The 15,430-nt window shown below is 64.7% G+C and carries 10 protein-coding genes; 3 read left to right on the top strand and 7 right to left on the bottom strand.

The genetic code is table 11. The features are described 5' to 3' along the window. Nucleotides 1-6: 6 nt before the first annotated feature. The 3 genes from AAD018_RS12995 to AAD018_RS13005 all read left to right on the top strand — a co-directional run bounded on the left by AAD018_RS12995 (nucleotide 7) and on the right by AAD018_RS13005 (nucleotide 4,772). Nucleotides 7-855: an outer membrane protein assembly factor BamD gene (locus tag AAD018_RS12995; RefSeq protein ID WP_367314514.1), complete on the top strand. Its 849-nt coding sequence runs from the start codon at nucleotides 7-9 to the stop codon at nucleotides 853-855. A gap of 33 nt (nucleotides 856-888) precedes the next feature. After that, nucleotides 889-2,541 carry a DNA repair protein RecN gene (recN, locus tag AAD018_RS13000; protein WP_367314515.1) on the top strand — a complete coding sequence of 551 codons (1,653 nt, stop codon included), beginning with the start codon at nucleotides 889-891 and terminating at the stop codon, nucleotides 2,539-2,541. Between the two features lie 587 nt (nucleotides 2,542-3,128). Next, nucleotides 3,129-4,772 (top strand): chloride channel protein, encoded by a 1,644-nt coding sequence (locus tag AAD018_RS13005; RefSeq protein ID WP_367314516.1) that lies wholly within the window; start codon nucleotides 3,129-3,131, stop codon nucleotides 4,770-4,772. A gap of 67 nt (nucleotides 4,773-4,839) precedes the next feature. On the opposite strand, the gene AAD018_RS13010 is transcribed toward AAD018_RS13005, so the two are convergent. From AAD018_RS13010 to pepN, 7 genes are all read right to left on the bottom strand, one after another. Further along, nucleotides 4,840-5,181 (bottom strand): DUF427 domain-containing protein, encoded by a 342-nt coding sequence (locus AAD018_RS13010; RefSeq protein WP_367314517.1) that lies wholly within the window; start codon nucleotides 5,179-5,181, stop codon nucleotides 4,840-4,842. Nucleotides 5,182-5,220: 39 nt separating this feature from the next. Then, nucleotides 5,221-7,017: an aminopeptidase P family protein gene (locus AAD018_RS13015; RefSeq protein ID WP_412005278.1), complete on the bottom strand. Its 1,797-nt coding sequence runs from the start codon at nucleotides 7,015-7,017 to the stop codon at nucleotides 5,221-5,223. 290 nt (nucleotides 7,018-7,307) lie between these two features. Next, nucleotides 7,308-9,188 carry a cobaltochelatase subunit CobT gene (gene cobT, locus AAD018_RS13020; RefSeq protein ID WP_367314519.1) on the bottom strand — a complete coding sequence of 627 codons (1,881 nt, stop codon included), beginning with the start codon at nucleotides 9,186-9,188 and terminating at the stop codon, nucleotides 7,308-7,310. Between the two features lie 12 nt (nucleotides 9,189-9,200). Beyond that, entirely contained in the window at nucleotides 9,201-9,713 is a 513-nt protein-coding gene (locus AAD018_RS13025; RefSeq protein ID WP_367314520.1) for a hypothetical protein, read from the bottom strand. A 50-nt stretch (nucleotides 9,714-9,763) separates the two neighbouring features. After that, nucleotides 9,764-11,068, bottom strand: coding sequence for an AAA family ATPase (locus AAD018_RS13030; protein WP_367314521.1), 1,305 nt, complete (start codon nucleotides 11,066-11,068; stop codon nucleotides 9,764-9,766). Nucleotides 11,069-11,544: 476 nt separating this feature from the next. Further along, complete coding sequence (locus AAD018_RS13035) at nucleotides 11,545-12,768, bottom strand: FAD-dependent monooxygenase (protein WP_367314522.1); 1,224 nt, start codon at nucleotides 12,766-12,768, stop codon at nucleotides 11,545-11,547. Between the two features lie 100 nt (nucleotides 12,769-12,868). Further along, nucleotides 12,869-15,421, bottom strand: coding sequence for an aminopeptidase N (pepN, locus tag AAD018_RS13040; protein WP_367314523.1), 2,553 nt, complete (start codon nucleotides 15,419-15,421; stop codon nucleotides 12,869-12,871). Between the last annotated feature and the right edge of the window lie 9 nt (nucleotides 15,422-15,430).

A 15,430-nucleotide genomic window follows, 5' to 3' on the forward strand; every position in this document is an offset into this window, starting at 1 on the left:
CGGGAAATGAGCTGGGGCAGGGCATGGGCCCGGATGGCAATGACCGTCCTGCTGATGGGAACACTTGCTGCCTGTGGCGGCAATCGGGCTCCGGATGCCGAGGGCAGCGATCTTGAGGCGTTTTCCGCGCAGCAGATCTATGAGCGTGGTGAATTCGAGCTCGCCGATGGCAACGAGGATGACGCGGCCTTCTTCTTTGGCGAGATCGAGCGGCTTTATCCCTATAGCGAATGGGCCAAGCGCGGTCTGATCATGCAGGCCTTCGCCTATCATCAGGCGCGCGACTATCCCAACAGCCGCGCGGCGGCGCAGCGGTATATCGATTTCTACCCCGCCGACGAGGATGCCGCTTATGCGCAATATCTTCTGGCGCTGTCCTATTACGATCAGATCGACGAGGTCGGGCGTGATCAGGGGCTGACCTTTCAGGCTTTGCAGTCCTTGCGCACGGTGATCGAGCGCTATCCCGAAAGCGATTACGCGCGCTCCTCGATCCTGAAATTCGATCTGGCCTTCGATCACCTTGCGGGCAAGGAGATGGAGATCGGTCGCTATTACCTGCGCAAGCGGCACTATGCGGCGGCGATCAACCGGTTTCGCATCGTGGTGGAGGATTTCCAGACGACATCCCACACGCCCGAGGCGCTGCACCGGCTGGTCGAAAGCTATCTGTCGCTGGGCCTGACGGACGAGGCGCAGACGGCGGGCGCGATCCTGGGCTACAATTATCGCGGAACGGACTGGTATCAGGACAGCTTTGCGCTGCTGACCGGGCAAGGGCTGCGCGCCGAGCCGGTGGGCGACAACTGGCTGTCGCAGATCTACCGTCAGGTCGTGCGCGGCCAGTGGTTGTGACCTCGGGCGGCACGCGGGCTTTCCGGATCTGACATGCTGCGCGGGCTCGACATCCGGGACATGCTGATCATCGACCGGCTGGAGCTGCGGTTCCAGCCTGGTCTGAACGTGCTCACCGGAGAGACCGGGGCGGGCAAATCGATCCTTCTGGATGCTCTGGGGTTCGTTCTGGGCTGGCGCGGCCGGGCCGAGCTGGTGCGCGCCGGGGCCGAGCAGGGCGAGGCGACGGCCTGGTTCGATCTGGCGGACGATCATCCTGTGGCAGAGGTGCTGGAGGAGGCCGGGATTGGCTTTGACGGAGAGTTGATCCTGCGGCGCGTGAATGCGCGCGATGGGCGCAAGACGGCCTGGGTCAACGACCGGCGCGTCTCGGGTGAGGTCCTGCGGGCGTTGTCGGACCGGCTGGTGGAGTTGCACGGACAGCAGGACGATCGCGGGTTGCTCGATCCCAGGGGTCACAGGGCTTTGTTGGATCAGTTCGCCGGGGTCGAGACTGAGCGAAAGGCCGTGCGCGCGGGCTGGAAGGCGCGGCGTGAGGCGATGGCGGCGGTCGAGGCGGCCGAGCTGCGTTTGCAAGAGGTTCAGGCGGAGGAGGAGTTCCTGCGCCACGCGGTTTCCGAGCTGGATGCGCTGAACCCCGAGGCGGGCGAGGAGGCGACGCTCGATACCGAGCGGCGGTTGATGCAGGCCGCTGAGAAGATCCGCGAGGATATCCGGCGGGCCGAGCAGGCCCTTGGACTGCAGGGCGCCGAAGGACAGATGACGGATGGGCTGCGCTGGCTCGAGGGCGTGGCCGGAGAGGCGGAGGGGCGGCTTGATGCGCCGCTGGCCGCTTTGGAGCGCGCGATGGTCGAGCTTGGCGAGGCGCAAGGCGGGGTCGTTGAGGCGCTGGAGGGGCTGTCCTTCGATGCCCATGCGCTCGAAAATACCGAGGAGCGGCTTTTCGCGATCCGGGGACTGGCGCGCAAGCATGGGGTGGCGCCTGACGATCTTGGCACTTTTGCCGAGGAGATCCGGGCGAAGGTCGCGGCCCTTGAGAGTGGGGCCGGTGAGATCACGGCATTGCGCGACGCCGCCGCTGAAGCTGATGAGGCCTATCGAGCGGCGGCCCTGACGTTGAGCGGCGCGCGGCGCGCGGCGGCGTCGCGGCTGGACGCAGCAATGGCGGGCGAGCTTGCGCCGCTCAAGATGGAGCGTGCGATCTTTTCGACCGAGATTGCCGAGGGGTCGCCCGGGCCTGAGGGGATTGACGATGTTGCCTTCGTGGTCGCGACCAATCCGGGCGCGCCGGCCGGTCCGCTGGCCAAGATCGCGTCGGGCGGGGAGCTGTCGCGGTTTCTGCTGGCGCTCAAGGTATGCCTGACGGGCACGGCTTCGGGACTGACGCTGATCTTCGACGAGATCGATCGTGGGGTGGGCGGCGCAACCGCGGATGCTGTAGGGCGGCGGCTTGCCTCGTTGGCGGAGGACGGGCAGGTTCTGGTGGTGACGCATTCGCCGCAGGTTGCGGCGCGCGGCGGGTATCACTGGCGGGTGGAGAAACGGCAGGAGGCGGAGACGACGCTGTCGACGGTGACGCCTCTGGAGGAGGGGGACCGGGTGGATGAGATTGCGCGGATGATCTCGGGTGACCGGATCACAGAGGCTGCGCGCGAGGCGGCACGGGTATTGATCGAAGCGCAATGACAGGGATCGTCCGATCCGGGTGATCAGGGACGTCGGACAGGTGCTCTACCTCAGTCAGAACAGTGTGTTTCCGACCTTGATCTGCCGGTTTTCTGCTTTTCTTGCGCGATGCGGGCTGGTTCAGATTCCGGTCCGGCCACGAAAAAGGGCGGCTCCAACATGGAGCCACCCCGATATGTCGTTTAAAAAATTGGCAGCGAAAACAACGTCTAAACCCGTTTTGTCTTCCCCTGATCTATGGTCGATGAGCGAAACCTTGGCTAAGAGGCCGTCGCTCTTATGAGATAATAATTAACAAAAGGTGCATTAATCCTCAATCCCCCCCAAGGGGGGATGAGACCCGGATGCCTCGTCATGAAAGAGTTTCATTCGCGAAGGTTGCATTGGATCTTGTCGCGCGATTCGGGGACAAGACCCGCCAAGATCTTGCTTGGAGCGCCTCGCGCTTTGACCTAGCATGGGCAGGCGGAGCGGATATCCCGGTGATACTGCGTGCTCTCCGCCTTGGCGCGCCTGAATGAGCCTTGAGTCCTGTGACGCCTTCGGATCCGCCTTCGTCTTCTGGTTTTCTGCGTGATACCGCGCGGATGGTGCTGAAGTCCTGCCGCGATGGGATCTACGTGGTACGGCACAAAGGGCCGTCGCAAATTCAGTTCTGGTTCATCGCACTGATGATCGGGATCGCGGCAGGGTTTGCCGCGCTTCTTTTCCGCAAAGGGATCGATGCGCTGCAGGCGTTTCTTTACGGCACGGACGATGTCAATCTGCTCCATTCCTTTGCCGCCTCGCTGGACTGGTACTGGGTTCTGATCATCCCTGTGCTCGGCGGCGCAACCGTCGGGATCATCCTGCATCTTTTCACCGAGGATGGGCGCGTCAGGGGCGTCGCTGACGTGATCGAAGGGGCGGCGCTGAGCGATGGCCGTGTGCAGCGGCGGCGCGGTCTGATCTCGACCCTGGCCTCCTTCATCACGCTCTCAACCGGGGGATCGACCGGGCGGGAGGGGCCTGTCGTCCATCTGGCGGGGGTGATGTCGACCTATGTTTCGAACGCGATCCGGGCGGACGGAATCACCGGGCGGGATCTTCTGGGATGCGCGGTTGCGGCGGCGGTGTCGGCCTCGTTCAATGCGCCGATCGCGGGTGCGTTGTTCGCGATGGAGGTCATCCTGCGGCACTTTGCGGTTCATGCCTTCGCGCCGATCGTCATCGCCTCGGTTGCCGGGACCGTTATCAACCGGCTGGAATTCGGAGGGCTGACGGAGTTCACACTGCCTGAGCCTAACGCCCTGATCTTCTATGTGGAATTGCCCGCCTTCCTGATCCTGGGCCTAATCTGCGGGCTTGTCGCGGTCGTGCAGATGAAGGCGATCTTTTGGGCCGACGACGTGGCGAACCACGTGCAGGGGCGCACGCGCTTGCCGCGCTACCTGAGGCCTGCCGTCGCCGGGCTTTTGCTGGGGGGCCTCGCGATCTGGTATCCGCATATCATCGGGGTCGGTTACGAGACGACCTCGCTGGCCCTGATGGGAACGCTGGGCTTTCGCGAGGCGGTGATCTTTGTGATCCTCAAGGTGATCGCGGTGTCGATCACGGTCGGAGGCCGGATGGGAGGGGGCGTGTTCTCTCCGTCCCTGATGATCGGAGCATTGACGGGGCTGGCTTTCGGGCTGGTCGCAACGGGGATTTTCCCGAATGTGTCGGGGACCGGAACGCTTTATGCGCTCGCCGGGATGGGCGCGGTCGCGGCGGCGGTGCTGGGAGCACCGATTTCGACGACGCTTATCGTCTTCGAGCTGACAGGGGACTGGCAGACGGGGATCGCGGTGATGACGTCGGTGTCGATGTCGACAGCGGTAGCCTCAAGGCTCGTTGATCGGTCGTTCTTTCTTACCCAGCTGGAGCGGCGCGGGGTGCATCTGGCGGCAGGGCCGCAGGCCTATCTGCTCGGCGTCTTCAAAGTGGCCAGCGTGATGCGGGGGCCGGATCATCCCAAAGCGGCGTCCGAGGAGCAATGCCGGGACATGATCTCTCGCGGGGTTGTTCTGGATGCGGATGCGACGCTGGAGCAGGCGATGCCGATGTTCGAGGCGGGCAACTATGCCTTCATTCCGGTCGTGCGCCGGGTGAAGGACGGACCGCCGGAGCTGTGGGGCGCTCTCTTTCAGGTCGACGCGCTCAAGGCTTTCAATCGGGCGCTCGCCGCGACGGCAGCGGAGGAGCATTCATAACCGGATGCCGCTAAGGGCAAGAATTTTCTAGAAAATTCTTCAAATTCTTCTAGAAGAATTTGCCGCCCTAGATCTGCTCGACCGCAACGCGATCGGTGTAGAACGCAAGGTGATCCTTGATCTCGGCAACGCCGGATTTCGGGTCTTCGTAGGACCAGACTGCATCATCGATCTGGCCCGACTTGGCCACGATATGGAAGTAGCGTGCCTCGCCCTTGTGCGGGCAATAGGTCGTGCGGCCGGACGCATCGAGGAAGGCCATCGCGATGTCGTCGCGGGGGAAGTACATCACAGCCGGGTAGTCGCCCTCGCTGAGCTCGAGCACATTTGCGCTTTCGCCCAAGACGGCGCCACCGGCGCGGACGGTCCATTTTCCGCCTACTTTGCGGATCTTGATGTGATCGGCCATCGTCAAGTTCTCCCCAGTGATCGCGCTAACAGTGACGGGTCAGGCGCTCTGTGTCAAAGGGGCACAGGCCCCGGCGAGCCAGTCGGTTTCTGTCACCCGGCCGCCGATTTTCTCCATGATCTCAGCGTGGTAGGCATCGATCCAATCTCTCTCGAACCGGGCCAGTGCGCTCGTGTCGATTAGCCTTCGGTCAAAGGGCACCCAGGTCAGGGTCTCAAAGCCGAGCCAGTCGCGGTCGTCCTGGCCGTCGAGAGGCTGTGGCAGCTCGACCGCGATCAAGTTTTCAAGGCGAATGCCGAAATCGTCCGTGCGGTAATAGCCTGGCTCGTTGGAGAGGATCATGCCGGGTTCGAGGGGGATCTGGGAGGCTTTGGAGAGGCGCTGCGGGCCTTCGTGGACGGAGAGGTAGACGCCGACGCCGTGGCCCGTGCCGTGGTCGTAGTCGCGGCCGATGCGGCGCAGGGCGGCGCGGGCGAGCGGGTCGAGGTCGCGTCCGGCGGTGCCTTTGGGAAAGCGCGCGGTCGAGATGGCGATGACGCCTTGCAGAACAGCGGTGTAAGTTTTCCGTTGATCTTCAGTGGGTTCGCCGATCGGAACGGTCCGAGTGATGTCGGTTGTGCCGTCGATATATTGCCCGCCGCTGTCGATCAAAAAGAGCTCTCCGGGCTGGGCGGTGCGGTTCGTTTCGTTCGTCACGCGGTAATGCACGATGGCGCCGTGGGGGCCGGAGCCCGCGATGGTCTCGAAGGAGATATCCAGAAGCTGGCCGGTCTGGTGACGGCGGTTCTCCAGCTCGGTGACGGCGGTGATTTCGTCAACGGTTCCGGGGGCTTGTGCGTCGAGCCAGGCGAGGAAGTCGACCACGGCGGCGCCGTCGCGCAGATGCGCCTCGCGGGTATTGGCCAGCTCGGTTTCGGTCTTGCGGGCCTTGGGCAAAAGGCAGGGATCGGGCGCGTGTTCCACGGTGATATCGGCATCCGCCAGAACGGTTGCGATCCGGTCCGGGAGGGTGTCGGGATCGACCTGGACGGGGCTGCTCGACTTCTTGATATAGCGCAGGATTTCGCCGGGGTCGCGGCGGGTGATATCAGCGTCGAAATGGTCGTCGAGCCCGGCCAGTTTTTCCTCGGCGGCGAAGAGGTCGAGATGCCCGTCCTCGTGCAGGATGGCCATGGCGTGGGGGACCGGATTGCGGGGGATGTCGGAGCCGCGGATGTTCAGCAGCCAGGCCAGACTGTCGGGCTGGGTCAAGACCGTGGCGGAGCGGTGCGCTTCGCGAAGTTTGTCCGCTATCTCGTTGATTTTGCCTGCCGATGTCTGACCGGCAAGCTTTGCAGGATAGGCGCTGAAGGGCTCTGCGGGCGGCTCGGGCCGGTCGTCCCAGACCAGGTCGACGAGATTGTCCGACGGGATCAGGTCGAGGCCCGGGGCGAGCGTCTTGCGGAGCGTTTCGATCTGGCCTGCCGTGTGCAGCCACGGGTCATAGGCGACGCGGCCGGTGCCCAGATGCTCGCCCAGCCAATCGGCGAGTTTCGTGCCCGGGATGCCGACTATATCGATCTCATCCGGGGTCTGGCTCCGCCCCTGAAGCGTATAGCGCCCATCGGTAAAAAGCGCGGCTTTTAAAGAGGTTACGACAGCGAAACCCGCCGAGCCGGTAAAGCCGGTGAGCCAGGCTAGACGCTCGTCGGCGGGGGCGACATATTCGCCCTGGAAGCGGTCCGCGCGGGGGATCAGGAAGGCGTCGAGCTGCTTGCTTTCGAGCTGCTGCCTGAGCGCGGCGAGGCGCGGAGGCGACTGATCGGGCGAGGTCGAGGGAGCGAAGGTCTGAAGCATCGGCGCGATCCTCATTGGAGATGTCCTTTGCTGCCCCGTGGGAAGGCGGATGTCGAGGGTCTTGAGGGCGCGCCCGGACCCTTTGCGGCAGATCCCAGAGAATCAGCGGTTAACGCCAAGCGGGGCTTGGATTTGAGCGTTCGGTATCCGGTCGGTATCGCGTCGGTATCTGGTCGGTGGATTTTCGGCGTCGTGCCTGATTAACGCCGCGAGCGGAGGTCCGGTCGCGCAACGACGTGCACAATCATCTCTCTCAGGGCCAGATTGATTAAATCGGGTCCGGCCCCGGTTCAGGCGACCTTGCGCATCCCCATGACGCGGGCGCGGGCGCGGGGGTCGGGATCGAAGAGACAAGCGAGCTGTTCGGTCATCGCCCCGGCGAGCTGTTCGACATCGGTGATCGTCACCGCGCGGTCATAGTAGCGGGTCACATCATGGCCGATGCCGATGGCGAGCAGTTCGACCAGCTTCTTCTTCTCGACCATGGCGATCACGTCGCGCAGGTGCTTTTCGAGGTAATTCGCGGGGTTCACCGACAGCGTGCTGTCATCGACCGGGGCACCGTCCGAGATCACCATCAGGACCTTGCGGCTTTCAGGGCGGTGGACGAGGCGGCGATGCGCCCATTCGAGCGCTTCGCCGTCGATGTTTTCCTTGAGCAGCCCCTCTTTCATCATCAGCCCGAGATTGTCGCGGGTCCGCCGCCACGGGGCGTCGGCGGATTTGTAGATGATGTGGCGCAGATCGTTGAGGCGGCCCGGCTGGGAGGGGCGGCCTGCGGCGAGCCACGCTTCGCGGCAGGTGCCGCCTTTCCAGGCGCGGGTGGTGAAACCGAGGATCTCGACCTTGACTTGGCAGCGCTCGAGCGTGCGGGCGAGCACGTCGGCGCAGATCGCGGCGATCGAGATGGGGCGCCCGCGCATGGAGCCGGAATTGTCGAGGAGCAGCGTGACGACCGTGTCGCGGAATTCGGTGTCCTTTTCGACCTTGAAGGAGAGCGGCGTCGTGGGGTTGGCGACGACGCGGGCGAGGCGACCCGCATCGAGCATGCCTTCCTCGAGGTCGAATTCCCAGGCGCGGTTCTGCTGGGCCTGAAGGCGGCGCTGAAGCTTGTTGGCGAGCCGCGAGACGGCCCCTTTAAGCGGGTCGAGCTGCTGGTCGAGATAGGCGCGCAGGCGTTCCAGTTCGGCCGGATCGGCGAGGTCCTCGGCGCGGATTTCCTCGTCATGGGCGGTCTCGTAGACGTCGTAGTTGGGATCAGCCTCGGAGACGGGTTGCGGGGCAGGCGGCTCGAGCGGGGCTTCGCCTTCGGGCATCTCGGCCTCTTCGCCCATCTCGCTTTCGGCCATGTCGTCCATGGAGACCTGGGCCTGGGAGGCGTCCTGCTGGTCCTCTTGGGACTGCTCGGGGGCGGCGTCCATCTCGTCGTCGCGCTGATCGTCGTCCTGCCCGGTGCTGTCGGGCTGGTCATCGTCCTGGCCGCTGTCCTCGGCGTCGTCCTCGGAGGCGTCGTCGCTGTCATCGGGATCGTCGCCCAACTGGTCGCCGTAACCCAGATCGTCGATGATCTGGCGGGCGAGGCGGGCGAATTGCTGCTGGTCGCCGAGCGCCTCCTGCAGGGTCTCGAGCGATCCGCCGGCCTGTTCCTCGATATAGCCTTGCCAGAGTTGCATGACATTGTCGGCGGCAGGCGGCAGGGTGCGGCCCGTGGCCAGATGGCGGATCAGGTAGCCTGCCGCGACGCTGAGCGGCGCCTCGGCCGGATCGCGGATCTGGTCGTAGCCGCGTCGGGAAGCCTCCGATCCGATCTTGGCGTCGATATTGCCTGCCGTGCCGGGCATATGGCGGGCGCCGACGGCTTCGATCCGGGCGGTTTCCATCGCCTCGTAAAGGTCGCGGGCCATCTGGCCTTGGGGGGCGTATTTCTGAAAGGTGCCGTCGTCGTGGTAGCGGTGGCGGAGCGCGTAGGCGTCAGCGGTGCCACGGGTGAGCAGCACTTCATCGGCGGTCATCCGGCGGGAGACCTGCGGCAGGCGGATCGTGTCGCCGGTCTGGCCCGGAGGGTCGACGGAATAGGTGACGCCCAGATCGGGATCGTCAGCGAGCGTGCGGGTCGCGTCGGCGAGCGCTTTCTTGAACGGGTCGGCGGGGTGATCGGTGTTCTGGGCCATGCTTTGGATATGTCAGTCGGCGGGGGGCGCTGGCAAGGGTGCGCGGCCCATCATCGCGGTGCAATGGGCCAGATCGAGCGTAACAAGATCGCCGTTCCGCACGGGCCGCCCGGTTTCGATGAAGGCAGTGGAGAGGCGGACCTGGTAGCTGACGGACATCAGCTCGATCCCGCCTGCGATGGGAGCGGGGGCGGCCGAGGAGAAGAAGCTGTCCTCCTGCTCGGGCTGGCCCGCGCCGATGCGCCAGGCCTGGATGGCGGCGGTTTCGAAGCTTTCAGCGAGGCTTGCGGCATCGCCGCCCGCGCCGAGCGCGGCGGGCGGCAGATCGAACCGGTCGAGCGCATCGTAGAGCGCGGCGCAGCGGATGGCGCGGTAGGAGGGCCAGACGTCATCCTCGGTCAGCTCGTTCAGCGGAACCAGATCGGGGAGCGGATCGGGGCCGAGATCGAGATCCGCGTAAGCCGGAGAGACCAGCGCGAGAAGGAGAGCGGCGGGTTTGGATATTTGAGAGGCAAAGACGGGCATGGACAGCTCTTTTCCGGCGAGGGGCGCGTTAAGATTAACTGGGGGTAGGCTTACGGTTTGGAAAGGGGGATGGGCAGACGGTATGGCGACGCCGCCGCCCGGCAAGGGCGATCCGGCGGCGGGATTCGCGGCCCGGCGGGGATCAGGCCCGATGCGCCTGCCGCCCGGACCGGGTCCGCGCTGCTTGCCAGCAGCCAGCCTTGCACCGCTGCCGGGCTGATGCGGTGCCCGTCCAACCGGGTTCGGAATTGCCGGGCCAGCGCGCGGTCTTCGGGGAAGAACCTTTCGAACAGGCGGGTCGCCGTGGCGGCGCTGATGAGGCCGAGCTCCATATGGAGATCGGCCCGGCCCGGGCGGATCAGGGCGGGGTCCAGCCTTTCCTTGTGGTTGGTCGTCATGATCAGCGCGCGGCCTTCCTGCGCGGCCACGCCGTCGATCGCGTTGAGCAGGCCCGAGAAGCTGACGCCTGTGGGTTTTTCGGCGCTGTCGCGGCGGGTGAAGACGGCATCGACATCCTCGATAGCGATCAGGGATCCCGTGGGGGCGTAGGCCATCGCGTCCCGCAGATCGTCGTCCCCGAGGCTTGGGCGGCCCAGATCCAGCGCGGCGATGTCGCGCGAAAGCTCGGAGGCGAGCGCCCGGATCAGGCTGGATTTGCCGGTGCCGGGCGGCCCGTGGAAGAGATAGCCGCGCCGCCACGGCACGCCGCGCTTGGCGTACCAGTCGCGGGCGGCGTAGAACCAGCGCATATCCTCAAGAACGCGCTCGATGCGGTCGTCGTCCACGAGCACGGTGTCGATCCGGCGGCGGGGGACGTCGCCGAGGCTGTCCCAGTAATCGCCCTTGAGGATATGCAGGCCCGGCCCGATCCGATCCTTCGTGCAGGCGATGCGGCGTCCTTCGTCGATCCAGCGCAGGAGCGTGCCGATCTGGCCGAAGAGGATGGTCAGGTGCAGCGTTTCCATCGGGCGCTGTTCGTAGGGCGCACCGACTTTGGCTTTTTCGCTGAGGTCGCGGTCTAGGCGGCAGATCCGGCCCTGATGGATGAACCAGTGCGATCCCGGGGCAGGCGCGTAACCCTTGGTGCCGATGGCCCAGCGATCATCGGTCATGCGGACATGGCGCGATCCGGCGAGCACGTCGTTATGCTCCATCCAGATGTAGAAATGCCGATAGGCCGTGCTGCGGTTGTCGAGCGTCAGGCTGGTCCAGATGCGGCGCGAGATCATCCGGTGGAGCATCTGGCCCCCAAGGCGCAGGGAGGCGGCCAAAAGGCCGAATGCGCCGAGAGCCAGACCGCCTGCGAAGAAGTCGCTTTGAACGGCTGCGGTGAGTGTCGTGGTCAGAAGGTCCATGGGGGGACGCTTTCGTAGAAACGGGGTGTCTTCGGGACAAGATGGATGGATCCCCCGTGCGCCGGGGCGGGAGGACGGCTATCCTGGATCCGAAGAGGGAACGGACGAGATTTCGATGGCGCGGCACCGCCGGGGAGGGCGGGTGCGCGTTCCGGCAAGACAGAGCTGTCCATTGGATCGAACCTGAAGACTGTAAGACAGATGGATCGGCGGGAGGACCGATACGGGATCACAGAGGCCGGTGGGGACTTAGGCTGTGATCGGGCCCAGACGGGCGGATAAGCAATTCAGCATGGTCTGCCCTTTCCTGGTTGAGGGGCGATTGGGGTGCCCCGGGCACATGTCAGGCGGCTCTCCTAAGGGCAGACCCGGGCTGCGGCAAATGCTTTTTCGCGGCGTCGCTATTTGCTGTGTTGAAACGGCAACTGGGATGGCCCGCGGCGTGTCCGCCGCAGGCTTGCCCGGTTCGGCTTGGATCAGGCGGCGCGTTGGTCTGCTGCCGCCTTGTCCGCCGGCTCTGCGTAATCCGGCAGGGTGAAGTCGTTCTTGTCCTTTCCCGATCCGGTGAAGAGCGAGATCAAGGACTGAACGGGGCCCGAGGCGCCGATGGCTGCGCCGGAATTGATCAGCTTCACCTTTAGCTTTGAATTGGCATAGGCCAGATCCGGCACGCCGGGCGGGAGCTTTTGCGAGGCTTCGGCGAAGGCGCGGAACCTGTCCTCGTAGGCCTGGAAGGCTTTGGTGTGGTCGTCATGCTCGGCCAGTTCGTTGGCCAGGACATAGGCGCCGATGACCGCAAGGGTCGTGCCCATGCCGGTATAGGGCGTGGGGCAGTGCGCGGCATCTCCGGCCAGGACCATCCGGCCGTTCGACCAGCGGCTTGCCTTGATCTGGTGGAGCGGGCCGAGGAAGATGTCCTCCACATCCGTCAGGGCGTCCGCGATGCGGTCCGCCTCCCAGCCTGCGCCGTCGAGGCGGGCGCGCAGGCGGTCCTTCTTGTCCTCAAGCGACATATGCGGGGGATCGCTTTCGTCGCTGAGGAAGTTGACGGAGGCGCGCATCGTGCCCTGATTGTCAGGTCGCAAGAAGGCGATGACGCCGGTCGGGCTGGTATACCAGCGCCACCAGTCGTTATCGCGCTCGAGCCGCGGGATCGTGAAATAGGACGACCAGCACCCCAGATACTTCTCCTGATCGGGCTCGTTGACGATCATCTTTCGGGTCGAGGAGTTCATGCCGTCGGCGGCGATCACCAGATCGAAGGAGTCCGTCTTGCCGCTGGCGAAGCGGACATCGACCTGGTTGCCGGTTTCGGTCATCTCCTCGATCGTCTCGCCGAAGCGGTAATCGACGCTGTCGGGATTGGCGTTGACGATGATCTCGACCAGATCGCCGCGCAGGATCTCGATCTCGCGGGTGAGCGATCCTTTCTTGTCGGTCGGGAAGCTGGCTGCGGCCTTGCCGTCGCTGTCCACGAATTGCAGACCTTTCTCGCCGGTATGCTGCGCCTTGATCTTGTCCTCGATGCCCATCATCCGCACGATGTCGCGGGCGGCATCGGTCAGATCGATGTTCTGGCCGCCCAGTCGGAGGCTATCGGACCGTTCGATGACGGTGACGTCGAAGCCTCGTCTGGCGAGCCAATAGGCGGTCATGGGGCCGGAGATGCTCGCTCCGGAGATCAAAACGCGTCGTGACATGCTGGTCCTCCTTCTAGGGTCACCAGAAAGAAGGGACACGCGCCGTGGAACGTTCCAAAAAAGGGGTTCGTGCCTGTTTTCTTGGCGTATGGGCGAACTTTTAGGCGTTTCGGATGCGGGAGATCATCTCGGTCAGGTCGCGGGAGAGGCTGTCCTTGGCCAGGATCCGGTCGAGTTGCGTCTTGATAAGATCCTGTCGGTCCGCGTCATAGCGCTTCCAGGTCTCAAAGGCGGCGGACATGCGGGCGGCGAGTTGCGGGTTCTTGGCGTCGACCTTGAGCAGCCAGTCCGCGAGGAAGGTGTAGCCTGCGCCATCCTCGGCGTGAAAGCCCGCCGAATTGGCGATCAGGCCACCCATCACTGCGCGGAAGCGGTTGGGGTTGGTCCAGTCGAAATCCTCGCGCTCGGTCAGGGTGCGCGCGGTGGCGACGGCAGCCTCGGGCGCGGCGGTGCCGGTCTGGGCGGAGAACCATTTGTTCATCACAAGGCGGTCGTCGCGCCATTGCGCTTCGAAGGCGGCAAGGGCGGTCTGGCCCCGGTCGATGCTGAGAAGGGCGTGGAGCGCGGCGATCTGGTTCGTCATGTTATCGGCGCGGTCGAACTGGATCTGGGCGGCGGTGCCGCCATCGAGCCGGGAGAGCAGGCCGAGCAGGCGGTTGGCCAGAGCGCGCTTGCCGGTATCGCTTGCCTCGGGGCTGTAGACACCGTGGACCTGCATCTTGGCATAAAGCGCCGGGAGGATGTCCTGAAGGCGCTGGGCGACGCGCAGGCGGAGCGCTTCGGTGGCGCGGTAGATCAGGAGCGGATCGGGGGTGCCGCCCGCCTCGAAGATGGCCTGGGCGATGTCGTCCTGCGACGGCTGGCCGAGGATGAGGGCGCGGTAGGCGGGATCGAGCGTGTCGTCCTGAACGAGCCCTGCGAGCGCGTCGAAATAGGGGTCGTCCGGGCCGCCCTCGCCGGTGGCCAGAGAGATCAGACCGTCACGGGTGAGCGATCGCGCGGCTTCCCAGCGGTTGAAGCTGTCGGTTTCGTTGGCCAACGCGAAGAGGCGATTATCGGCAAGCGATGTCGTGTCGAGGATGATCGGCGCGGCGAAACCGCGATTGAGCGACAGGACCGGTTTACGCTCGAGCCCCTCGTGGCGCAGGACGGTGCGCGCTTCGGTGAGGTCGGCGAGAACTTCCTCGCCCAGCTGCGCGCCGGTTGTCGGATCAAAGAGGGCGAAGGCCAGCGGGATATGGTGGGGATGCTTGTTCGTCTGGCCCGGTGTGTTGGGGATGGTCTGTTCGAGGATGATCTCGTGGGTGCCGTCCTCGAAGGTTTCGGTGACGGTCAGGCGCGGGGTGCCCGCCTGGGAATACCAGAGCATGAATTGCGAGAGGTCGCCGTCGATCGTGTCCTCGAAGACCTTTATCCAATCCTCGATCGTGGCCGCGTCGCCGTCGTGGCGGTCGAAATAGAGATCGAGCGCGCGGTAATAGGCGTCGTCGCCGACGAGCCGCTTGAGCATGCCAATCAGCTCGGCGCCCTTTTCGTAGACGGTGACGGTGTAGAAGTTGTTGATCTCGACAAAGCTTTCGGGGCGCACCGGATGGGCGAGGGGGCCTGCATCCTCGCGGAACTGGCGGGAGCGCAGCAGGATCGCGTCTTCGATCCGCTTGACCGGGGCGGAGCGCATGTCGGAGGTGAATTGCTGGTCGCGGAAGACGGTCAGCCCTTCCTTGAGGCACAGCTGGAACCAGTCGCGGCAGGTGATGCGATTGCCGGTCCAGTTGTGGAAGTATTCATGCGCCACGATAGCCTCGATCCGCTCGAAATCGGCGTCGGTCGACGTGTCGGGGCTGGCGAGGACGGCGGAGGCGTTGAAGATATTGAGGCCCTTGTTCTCCATCGCGCCCATGTTGAAGTCGTCGACGGCCACAATGTTGAAGATGTCGAGATCGTATTCGCGCCCGTAGACCTCTTCGTCCCATGCCATGGATTTCTTGAGGGAGTTCAGCGCCCAGCCGCATTTATGCTCGTCCCCTTTGCGGACCCAGACGGCGAGCTGCACCTCGCGGCCGGAGGCCGTGGTGAAGGTGTCGTGGACGTCGAGCAGATCGCCTGCGACGAGGGCGAAGAGATAGGCGGGCTTGGGCCAGGGGTCGTGCCATTCGCTCCAGCCGTCGCCGCGGCCGGTCAGATTGCCGTTGGAGAGCAGAACGGGCAGATCGCTTTCGATCCGCACCGTGAAGGTCGCCATGACGTCGGGGCGGTCGGGATAGTAGGTGATCCGGCGAAAGCCCTGCGCCTCGCATTGGGTGCAGTACATGCCGTTCGACAGGTACAGTCCTTCGAGGGCCTTGTTGGTCTCTGGCGAGATCTCGACCTCGGCCTCCCAGATGAAGGGCGCCTCGGGCACGCTGAGCGTCAGGCCGTCTTCGGTGAAGGCCGGATCGACCGGCTCGCCGTCGATGCTGGCGGAGATCAGATCAAGATGCTCGCCGTGCAGCGCGAAGGTGCCGGGCGCGTCCGGATTGGGGCGGAAGGCGATGCGGCTTTTGACGCGGGTGGAGGTGGGATCGAGTACGAAGGTCAGATGGACCTCGTCCACCAGATAGGCCGGCGGCGTGTAGTCCGAGAGGTGAATGCGCTGGGGCGTGCTGTCCTTCATCGGGCTTGC

Origin of the sequence: Aestuariibius insulae (assembly GCF_040783535.2) — a bacterium.
Lineage (GTDB): Bacteria > Pseudomonadota > Alphaproteobacteria > Rhodobacterales > Rhodobacteraceae > Aestuariibius > Aestuariibius insulae.